Consider the following 9,649-nt stretch of genomic DNA (forward strand, 5'->3'; position numbering starts at 1 on the left):
ATTCCACCCGATAAGCTGTGACGGGGCGGAAGCGACCTTGGTACACTTCCAGCATAAACAACGATACCACGACGATACTGACTTCGACGGCGCCTGCAGCCGGCCTGCAACGTGGTCCTCCGCCCACAAACAGCGCTGCAATTTTCACATATTTGCCATCGATGCATCGTTTCTTGGGTACAATAAATACATCCTACAGTAAATTTAACACGGCAAAACGCATGGCGGTACTAAAATCAGCGGCATTCCGGCAGCGCGAAGAGGCCCCCGCTTGCTAGACGGCCGCCTGTCCCTGACCACGCCCGAGGGCGTGAGCCTGCAATTGACGCCCGCCGGCCCCTACCTGCGCGCGGTCGCCTGGCTGCTCGATTTCTTGCTGTGGGCGGTCGTGTGCTTTCTGCTGCGCCTCGCCATGCCCAGCGGGAAACTCGGCGAAGGCATTTTCCTGCTGCTGCTGTTCGTTACCTACTGGGGCTATCCGATCATCAGCGAAGTGTATTTTAACGGCCGCACGGTGGGCAAGCGTGCCGTCGGCCTGGAAGTGGTGCGCAGCGACGGCCTGCCGGTCGGCTGGCGCGAATCGACCCTGCGCAACCTGCTGCTGGTGGCCGACTTCCTGCCGATCATGTACGCGACCGGCCTGGTGTGCATGATGTTCGACCTGCGCTTTCGCCGCCTGGGCGATATCGTCGCCGGCACCCAGGTCATCTATTACGAAAAGGCCGTGCCGCGCGCCACGCCCTTGTTGGCCCATCCGCTGCCGCTGCCCTTCCCCCTCAGCCCCGACCAGCAGCGTACCCTGGTCGATCTGTTCGAGCGCGAATCGCGCCTGCCGCTCGACCGCATGGCCGAACTGGGCAGCATCGCCGAACCGCTGACCGGCGTACGCGGCACCGAGTCGGTCGAGCGCATGCGCTCTTATGTGGCGGGCCTGACCAAATGAAGCAAGTTCAATTTGAAGCCGACAATGCCGCTCTCTGGACCGAGATCGGCGCCATCCTCGACGGCAGCCAGCAAGACCAGCGCGCGCTGCCGGCCCTGTACCGGCGCCTGTGCCAGTGCCTGGCGCTGTGCAGCCAGCGCGGCTATTCGCCGACCCTGACCGATCATCTGCAGAAAATGGTCGGCGCCTGCCACCGCCGCCTGTACGGCACGGTCGTCGAGCGCCCCACCACCCTGATGCGCTGGATGCTGGTCGACTTTCCCTGCCGCGTGCGCGCCGAATGGCGTTTGCTGCTGATCACCTGCCTGGCGTTTTTCGGGGTGGGCCTGGTGGTCGGCCTGCTGGTCTGGTACCAGCCGCAGTGGGCGTACAGCTTCGCCTCGGCGCAACAGCTCGACCAGTTCCGCGAAATGTACCAGCCATCGCGCATCCGCGTCGGACGCGGCGGCAGCCAGGGCGACCTGATGATGTTCGGCCACTACATCTGGAACAACGTCTCGATCGGTTTCCGCAGTTTTGCCGGCGGCATTTTCGGCGGCATCCCGGCCTTGATCAGCCTGGGCCTGAACGGCCTGCACCTGGGCGTGATCGGCGCCTGGCTCAGCCGCGACCCGACCACCGTCCACCAGTTCTGGTCGTTCGTGATCACCCATTCCAGCCTCGAAATCACCGGGCTGCTGCTGTGCGCGATGTCCGGCATCCGGCTCGGCCTGACCCTGATCCACCCGGGCCGGCTCACGCGCGCGCACGCGCTCTACAGCGCCAGCCAGACCATGTTCCCGGTGATCGTCGGCGGCAGCCTGATGACCATGTTCGCGGCCTTCTTTGAAGCGTTCTGGTCCGGCTCGGGCGCGATCCCGATCCAGGTCAAGTACGCTGTCGGCGGCACCGGCTGGGCGCTGGTGATCGGATTTTTCCTGTTCGCCGGCCGCGGCAAGCAATAAGGGCCGCCATGCAAATCGACAAACTGCAGATCGAACTGCGCCCGCGCACCAATGCCCAGGCGCTCGACCTCGGGTTCAGCCTGCTGCACTCGCACGCCGGCGCGGCCTACATGGCGTTCCTGGCGCTGTGGCTGCCCCTGGTCGCCGTGTGCGCCGTGCTGACCCTCTGGCTGCCCGAGCTGTCCTGGGCCTGGCTGATCCTGGCCTGGTGGTTCAAGCCCCTGCTCGAACGCGCGCCCCTGTACGTGCTCTCGCGCCAGGTGTTCGGCACCGCCGTCACCTGGCAGGAAGCGGTACGCGCCTGGCCGGGCCAGCTCGGCGGTGGCTGGTTTCGCCTGATTACCTGGGGCCGTCCGATCAGCGCCGGACGCGGCCTGTGGCAACCGGTCTGGCAGCTCGAAGGTGCGCGCGGCGGGGTCGCCAGTGCACGCCGCAGCGCGCTCGGCAAAAATGGGACCGCCTCTTCGGCGGTCTGGTTCGGCGTCGTCTGCGCCCACCTGGAATTCGTGCTGCAGCTGGGCGCCCTCGGCTTCATCGGCATTTTTGCCGCGGACGGCAAGATCGGCAATCCGTTTATGCTGTTTGCCAACATGGTCAGCGACACGCCCGATGTGCTGACCGAGCTGCTTACCCTGGGCGCCTTCGCCTTGTCCACGGCGCTCATCGCGCCGGTCTACACGGCATGCTGTTTTACCCTGTACCTGAACCGCCGCGCCAGCATGGAAGCGTGGGACCTCGAAATCAAGCTGCGCCAGATCAAGCGCCCACAGGCTGTCCGCGCGCGCGGCGCCGCTCCCGTATCGGCATTGCTGGTGCTGGCCGGCGCCGGCATGCTGCTGGCGCTGGCCGGCGTTCCCGCGCCGGTTTCGGCCGCGCCTGCCGCATCCGGCAAGCCTGTCCCGGCGCAAGCTACGCCGGTGCGCCCGCCATGCGAACGGCCCAAGGACATGCGCCTGCCCGAACGCGGTCCGCTGCAGGCACCCGAGCAGGCGCGCATCCGCCAGCAGATCGACCAGGTCTATGCCCACTCCGACCTGCGCGGCTACGAATGCGTGGAAAGCTGGGAACTGAAAGAGCGCGACAAGAAGAAGGAAATCAAGAAGGAAGAGCGCAAACGCTCCTCGTTCGACATGAACCTGATCGCCTCCATCCTCAAGGTGCTGTTCATCGCGCTTGCCATCGGCGCCGTGGCCTGGGTGCTGTACCGCTACCGCCACCATTTCCCGTCCTTCGAGCGCGCGGCCAAGGCGCGCGTGGCGACCGAAATCGGCGGCCTGAATATTCGCGCCGAATCGCTGCCGCCCGACGTGACGACTGAAGTGCGCGCCCTGTGGGCCCGCGGCGAACAGCGCGCCGCCCTGGCCCTGCTGTACCGCGCCACCCTGTCGCGCCTGGTCACGGAAGATGCGCTGGCCCTGCGCCAGGGTAATACCGAGGGCGACTGCCTGCGCCTGGCGCGCCAGGCCGTGCAGCGCCAGCAGCTCTCTTCCGCGCGCCTGGAAGTGGCCATCGGCGCCACCTCCCTGTGGCTGGGCGGCGCCTACGCCGCGCGCTGGCCGGACGACGACACCCTGCTGGCCTGCTGCGCCGCATGGGATGCGCAGTTCGGCGCACTGCGGGAGACGGCGGCATGAACGACAACATCAAAAGCTTCCTGTCCGTGCTGGCCCTGGTGGCCGTGGGCGCCTCGGCAACCTTGTGGTGGCACGACATGATGGAATTACGCTGGGAATCGCGGCGCACCATGTCCGAGGCGGCGCGCAAAGACCGCATGCTGGCTGCCACACGCCTGTTGCAACAGAACGGCCGGGTCGTCAACAGCGTCGGCTCGCTCGGCGAACTGATCGTGCCCAAGGTCGGCGGCGGCACCATGATCCTCAGCGGTGCGTCGGGCACGGCGCTGCCGGGCCAGGCGGAAGAAATGCTCGACTGGGTGCGGCGCGGTAATACCCTGATTGCCGAACCGCGCTCGCTGACCTCCGCCGAAAAAGCCGCGCTCGCCGCGCTGGATCCGTCCAGCGAGGAGAACGACGACGAGATCGAGGACGAGGAAGAAGAAGTCGAAGAGCCCAAGCCGGCCGCCGCTCCCGCCAGCGCGCAGGGCAAGGATGAAGACAAGCCCAAGGATGATGAGGACGAGGAAGAGGACGAAGAGGAAGACCACACTCCGCCCGAGCCGCCCGCCCGTTCGTATTTCACCGCCGTAGCCAGCGACAACAAAGACCCGCTCACCGACCGCTTCGGCGCGCGCGTGCGGCGCGACGCCAAGGCCTGCGAATGCCGCACCGAACCGGCGGAGGAAGACAAGGACAAGCCGGAGGCGATCGCCGCGGCCCGGCGCGAGCGCGACAAGACCGTCAGCCGCCTGATCCTGCCGGGCAAGAGCTATCCGCTCGAACTCGACGGCGGCAAGATGGAACTGGTCGGCCTGCCCAACGCCGTCGCCCCGCTCTGGAGCGACGACGATGGCGGCGCCGTGCGCGTCTATCGCGAGGGCAAGGGCCAGGTCGTCCTGGTGACCAACGATTACTTCAGCAACTACATGCTCGACGAGCGCGACCACGCCCAGCTGCTGCTGGCGCTGACCGAGCTCACGCCCGGCCGGCACGTCACCATCGTGCGCAACCTGAACGTGCTGCCCTGGTACAAGGCGCTGTGGCGCAATTACAGCCTGTTCCTGATCAGCCTTGCGGGCGGCGTGGCGCTGATGTTCTGGGCCGCGGTGCGCCGTTTCGGCCCGATCATCCCCGCGCCGAAGGCCGAACGGCGTTCGCTGCTCGAACACATCGACGCCAGCGGCGCCTGGCTGTGGAAGGCCGACGGCGGGCGCCAGGTGCTGCTCGAGGCCGCGCGCGAAGATACGCTGGCCCTGATCCGGCGCCGCGCCCCGGCCCTGTTCCGTTTGCCCGAAACCCAGCTGTGGGCCACCCTGGCGCGCGACTGTTCGCTGCCCAAGGCCGATGTCAGCGAAGCGCTGCAGCAGGACGCCGCCAGCCATGTCACCCGATTCACCCGTCAGATCCGCACTCTTCAAGAACTGAGAAATCACTATGAACGATAGCACCGCCACCAGCGCCGCCCCTGCCATCACGGCCGACCGCCTGAACCAGGCGATCGGCATTGTCCAGCGCATGCGCGAGGAAATCCGCAGCGCCGTGATCGGCCAGCAGGCCGTCGTCGACCAGGTCCTGGCCTGCTGCCTCGCGGGCGGCCACGTGCTGATCGAAGGCGTGCCGGGCCTGGGCAAGACCTTGCTGGTCAAGGCCCTGGCCAAGACCTTCGCCGGCGACTTTTCGCGCATCCAGTTCACGCCCGACCTGATGCCGGCCGACGTCATGGGCCACGCCGTCTACGACATGAAGAGCCAGTCCTTCAGCGTGCGCCGCGGGCCCGTGTTCGCGCACCTGCTGCTGGCCGACGAGATCAACCGCGCCCCGGCCAAGACCCAGTCCTCGCTGCTCGAAGTGATGCAGGAGCGCCAGGTGACGATCGAAGGCGAATCGCATCAGCTGCCGCCGCCGTTCATGGTGCTGGCCACCCAAAACCCGCTCGAAAACGAAGGCACCTACCCGCTGCCCGAAGCGCAGCTGGACCGTTTCCTGATCAAGGTGCGCATCGATTATCCGACCGTCGACGAAGAAGAGCAGATGCTGCGCATGGTCACGCGCGACCGCGTCGGCGACGGCCTGGAAGTGAGCCAGGTGGCCACCCTGGTCAAGCCCGAAACCATCGTCGCGCTGCAGCAGCTGGTGGCCCGCATCCGGGTCGACGACGCCGTTGCCGCCTACGCCGTGCGGCTGGTGCGCGCCACGCGCGACTGGCCCGGCATTGCGATCGGCGCCGGTCCGCGCGGCTGCATCGCGCTGGTGCGCATGGCGCGCGCCATGGCCCTGACCTCGGGGCGCGACTACGTGACCCCGGACGATATCAAGGCCGCCGCCCTGCCGGTGCTGCGCCACCGCATCGCGGTCTCTCCCGAAAGCGAACTCGATGGCCTGAGCAGCGACGAACTGCTGCTTGGCCTGATCGAAGAAGTCGCCGCTCCGCGTGGCTGACGTACTGACCCCGTCGCGCACCCTGCTGCTTGTGGCCGGCGGCTGGACCGTGCTTGGCCTGGCGGCCAGCCACGCCGAGGCGCTGCTGCCGCTGTGGCAGGGGGCTGGCCTGGCCGCGCTGGCCGTGGCCTGCGTCGACGCCTGGATCTCGCGCAAGGCCCCGCTGCTGCGGGTCGAGCGCGAACTGGCCGGCGTCTGGCCGGTCGGCACCTGGAACAAGGTCACGCTCAAGCTGCACAACGAGGGCGCTCGTCATGTCGCCCTCGACCTGTACGACGACTACCCCGCCACCTGGGCCATGGAAGGCCTGAGCCACAGCAGCCAAATCGCGCCGGGCGCGTATGCCGCCGTCAGCTACAGCCTGTGCGCCGACCAGCGCGGCCCGGCCAGTTTCGGGCCGGCCCACCTGCGCGTGCGCTCGCCGCTGCGCCTGTGGCAGCGCGTGCACCGCATCGGCGCGCCGAGCACCATCAAGGTTTTCCCCGATTTCTCCAAGCTGCTCGGCCACACCCTGAGCGCGACCGACCGCCGCGCGCCGGCGGCCGGCGCCATCCGCAAGCGGCGCCGCGGCGAAGGCACCGATTTCCGCCAGCTGCGCGAATACCGCGACGGCGACAGCATGCGCTCGATCGACTGGAAAGCGACGGCGCGGCGCCAGAAGCCGATCACCCGCGAGTATCAGGAAGAGCGCGACCAGCAGGTCGTGTTCCTGCTCGATACCGGGCGCCGCATGCTGGCGCGCGACGACACCACCACCCACTTCGACCACGCACTCAACGCCGTGCTCACGCTCGGCTTCCTGGCGCAGAAACAGGGCGACGCGGTCGGCCTGATGACCTTCGGCGGCGAGACCCGCTGGGTGGCGCCGCTCAAGGGCCGCAACGGGCTCGATCGCCTGCTGGGCGCAGTGTACGACGTGCAGCCGTCCGAAATGGCGCCCGACTACCTGCAGGCGGCCACCGATCTGCTCAACCGCCTGAGCAAGCGCGCTTTTGTCGTCATCATCACCAACCTGCGCGACGAGGACGACACGGCGCTGCGCTCGGCGTGCGAACTGATGTCGAGCAAGCACCTGGTGATCTGCGCCAGCCTGCGCGAAAAGGTCATGGACGGCGCGCGCAGCAAGGCAGTCGACACCTTCCCCGGCGCCCTGCGCTACAGCGCCACGGTGCACTACCTGCAGCAGCGGCGCGAGGCCATTCGGCGCCTCGGCATCCGCGCCGAGCGCCTGATCGACATCACGCCGGATCAGCTCAGCACGGCCCTGGTGAACCGCTACCTCGATATCAAGGAAAGCGGGCAGCTCTGAGCCTGGGGTGGATGCTGGGCCGTGGCGCCCGCTTAGTTGGCCGGCTTCGGCGCTGCCGGGGCTGGCGCCTCGGCGGGGACCTCGATATCGGCGCTGGCGTCGCCGGATGCAGCCGACGCGTCATCAGCGCCGGTGTCGGCCGGCGCGTTGCGAGCTGAAAAGGGGTCGAAGGTCTTGTCGACCTTGGCGGCCTCGAAGCCCATGATCGCATCGATCCACTTTTCTTCCAGCTTCAGGATACTCGGCATCGACGCCGCAAAGGCGATCGGGAGTACCCAGGCGGCGATCAGCAGCGCCCGCGTGTTCGGCGCCGGCGGCAGGCCGTACTTGTTCGCGCCCTCGCTGCCGCGCCCGAAAAACATCCACAGCCCAAAAAAGAAGTTCACAAGCGGAACCATCTGCAGCAGCCCAAGCCAGCCGGACAGCTCCATGTCGTGCAGACGGCGGCGCGTGAGGATGAACGTTGCGGCCAGCGCGGGGATCAGCATCACCAGCCCAAGCAGACTCATCAATGGACTGAACGCCGTCACCAGCAAGGCAATCAGGGCGGCCGTCAAGACCATGATCGTGATCCACACGACCATGGAATAAACCAGATAACGCACGCGGCCGATACGGCCCTTCATGGTCAACATGCGCGGCACATAGGTTTCGCCACTGACCGCACGCGGCGTCATATCGGCCGCGGGTGCGGCATACAGATGATTCAATTGGAACTCCTGTGAATGGATTGGGGGATAAATTTCTTGTGTGTCTATTTGCATTATCATTAACGTCTGGCCCGGAAAACCTTCAGGGCACAACACGGAGAAAATATGTTCAGTCATGTCATGATCGGCTCAAACGATATTGAACGGTCAAAACAATTCTATGACGCTGTACTCGCAACACTCGGCGTGGGCGAGCCGCTTCATAACAAGGCAAATTCCGGCCACACCCGGCTCTTCTACCGGCACGACGGAAGCATCTTCTGCATTACCGAGCCAATCAATGGCGAAGAGGCGACGTTTGCGAACGGTGGCACGATTGCCTTCAAATGCGGCTCGCCCGAGCACGTGCAAAAATTTTACGAGACGGCGGTTGCCCATGGCGGCGATGCCTGTGAAGATCCGCCTGGTAAGCGCGACACCAGCCTGGGCCCCATGTATCTGGCCTATGTTCGCGATCCGGACGGCAATAAGCTCTGCGCAATTCACCGCACCGAGTAAGCTGACGCCCCAGGCGCCGCGGCTCAGCCGATATCGAACAGCCACACGAGCCCGGTGAGCGCCATCAGCATAACCATCCATGTTCCGGCCGCCACCAGCGTCGTGTTTTCCGACGGTGGCGGCCCATAGCGGTTCGGGCCCGCGTCGCCGGGGCGCACCAGCAGAAACCCGACCAGCAAGACGTTGATCGGCGCCAGCAGCAGGATCAGCGCCCACCACCCCGGCTGCTCCATATCGCGCAGGCGCCGCAGCGTCATCAGCGCCAGCACGGTGGCCACGGCAAGCCCCGTCGCAATAATTAATATCGGCATGACGATGGGCCGATCGCGCAGGTCAAACCAGCCGATCAGGAACAACACCAGCAGCACCGCCAGGGTCGACGGCACCGTAGCATACACCAGGTAACGCAAACGGCCGATACGCCCCCGTGCGTCGAACCAGGCCGGCGTATAGGTGTCGCCGTGCTCTTGCACCGGCGTGCTGTTCGATGCCGGCGGCGCGTAAGGATTATCCACTCTCGACTCCTGTCTGATCATCCGCACATTATCCCGCAAGCTGCCCTCATCGCCAGATCGGCGTGAGGTGGGGCGGCGCCGGGCCGTCCGGCACCCCTGGCATCGGCACGTGGAAGTACGCGGCGGCAACGATCGTGCTCCAGCGGTTCTGCATTTTCATAACGGTGGGCAAGGACAGCAGCATGGCAAGCGGAAGCACCCAGGCGGCCAGCACGAGTTGCCAGCCGTTGGGCGGCGGCGGCAAGCCGTAGGCGTTCTCACCAGGATTGCCCGCCTCCAGCAGCGGCCACAAGCCCACCACCAGATTGACGAACGGAATTAAACCCAGCAAGCTCCACCAGCCGGAACACCCCAGGTCATTCAGGCGCCGGCGCGTCATCACGAACAGCATGCTCAGCAAGGGGATCAGCATCAGCAGCGCCAGCGAGCTCACCGGAGCGTCGAACGGCATCAGTGCGGCCACCATCAGCACGGCGGCAGCTATCAGCAAGCTCGTCAACAGCGACACATACACCAGATAGCGCACGCGCCCGATGCGCCCGTGCAGGGCCAGCAGGCGCGGCGTGCAGCGCGCCTGCACCGGCCCGGCGATGATCATGTCGGCGCCCGGCGGCGCGTAGGGATTATTCATTATTCAGTCCAAAAATTGACGGGTGAGGCATCGCGCGGCCCGTC

General features: G+C 66.3%; 10 protein-coding genes. 7 read left to right on the forward strand and 3 right to left on the reverse strand.

Going from position 1 to position 9,649, the window contains the following annotated elements:
- Positions 1 to 271: 271 nt before the first annotated feature.
- Genes CR152_RS30725 through CR152_RS30750 form a run of 6 tightly spaced genes read left to right on the forward strand, consistent with a single transcriptional unit; the run spans position 272 to position 7,251 of the window.
- On the forward strand, positions 272 to 943 hold the full coding sequence (locus tag CR152_RS30725) for an RDD family protein (RefSeq protein ID WP_157778853.1): 672 nt from the start codon (positions 272 to 274) through the stop codon (positions 941 to 943).
- The gene (locus CR152_RS30730; RefSeq protein WP_099881357.1) at positions 940 to 1,887 is read left to right on the forward strand and encodes a stage II sporulation protein M; all 948 of its coding nucleotides are present in this window, start codon (positions 940 to 942) and stop codon (positions 1,885 to 1,887) included. The genes CR152_RS30725 and CR152_RS30730 overlap by 4 nt, the downstream gene beginning before the upstream one ends.
- An 8-nt stretch (positions 1,888 to 1,895) precedes the next feature.
- Positions 1,896 to 3,521 (forward strand): hypothetical protein, encoded by a 1,626-nt coding sequence (locus CR152_RS30735; RefSeq protein WP_099881359.1) that lies wholly within the window; start codon positions 1,896 to 1,898, stop codon positions 3,519 to 3,521.
- Positions 3,518 to 4,948, forward strand: a complete 1,431-nt coding sequence (locus tag CR152_RS30740) for a DUF4350 domain-containing protein (RefSeq protein ID WP_099881361.1) — start codon at positions 3,518 to 3,520, stop codon at positions 4,946 to 4,948. The genes CR152_RS30735 and CR152_RS30740 overlap by 4 nt, the downstream gene beginning before the upstream one ends.
- Positions 4,938 to 5,942 carry an AAA family ATPase gene (locus CR152_RS30745; RefSeq protein WP_099881363.1) on the forward strand — a complete coding sequence of 335 codons (1,005 nt, stop codon included), beginning with the start codon at positions 4,938 to 4,940 and terminating at the stop codon, positions 5,940 to 5,942. Before CR152_RS30740 ends, CR152_RS30745 begins: the two co-directional genes overlap by 11 nt.
- Positions 5,935 to 7,251: a DUF58 domain-containing protein gene (locus CR152_RS30750; protein ID WP_099881365.1), complete on the forward strand. Its 1,317-nt coding sequence runs from the start codon at positions 5,935 to 5,937 to the stop codon at positions 7,249 to 7,251. Before CR152_RS30745 ends, CR152_RS30750 begins: the two co-directional genes overlap by 8 nt.
- Positions 7,252 to 7,283: 32 nt before the next feature.
- Here CR152_RS30750 and CR152_RS30755 read toward each other — a convergent pair whose 3' ends face one another.
- Positions 7,284 to 8,078: a DUF805 domain-containing protein gene (locus CR152_RS30755; protein WP_099881367.1), complete on the reverse strand. Its 795-nt coding sequence runs from the start codon at positions 8,076 to 8,078 to the stop codon at positions 7,284 to 7,286.
- Here CR152_RS30755 and CR152_RS30760 point away from each other — a divergent pair.
- On the forward strand, positions 8,067 to 8,459 hold the full coding sequence (locus tag CR152_RS30760; RefSeq protein ID WP_099881369.1) for a VOC family protein: 393 nt from the start codon (positions 8,067 to 8,069) through the stop codon (positions 8,457 to 8,459). The genes CR152_RS30755 and CR152_RS30760 overlap by 12 nt on opposite strands.
- A 23-nt stretch (positions 8,460 to 8,482) precedes the next feature.
- Here CR152_RS30760 and CR152_RS30765 read toward each other — a convergent pair whose 3' ends face one another.
- Positions 8,483 to 8,974: a DUF805 domain-containing protein gene (locus CR152_RS30765; RefSeq protein ID WP_157778854.1), complete on the reverse strand. Its 492-nt coding sequence runs from the start codon at positions 8,972 to 8,974 to the stop codon at positions 8,483 to 8,485.
- Positions 8,975 to 9,020: 46 nt separating this feature from the next.
- Positions 9,021 to 9,605: a DUF805 domain-containing protein gene (locus tag CR152_RS30770; protein WP_099881375.1), complete on the reverse strand. Its 585-nt coding sequence runs from the start codon at positions 9,603 to 9,605 to the stop codon at positions 9,021 to 9,023.
- Positions 9,606 to 9,649 lie beyond the last annotated feature (44 nt).

Origin of the sequence: Massilia violaceinigra, assembly GCF_002752675.1 — a bacterium.
GTDB classification, from domain to species: Bacteria; Pseudomonadota; Gammaproteobacteria; order Burkholderiales; family Burkholderiaceae_D; genus Telluria_A; species Telluria_A violaceinigra.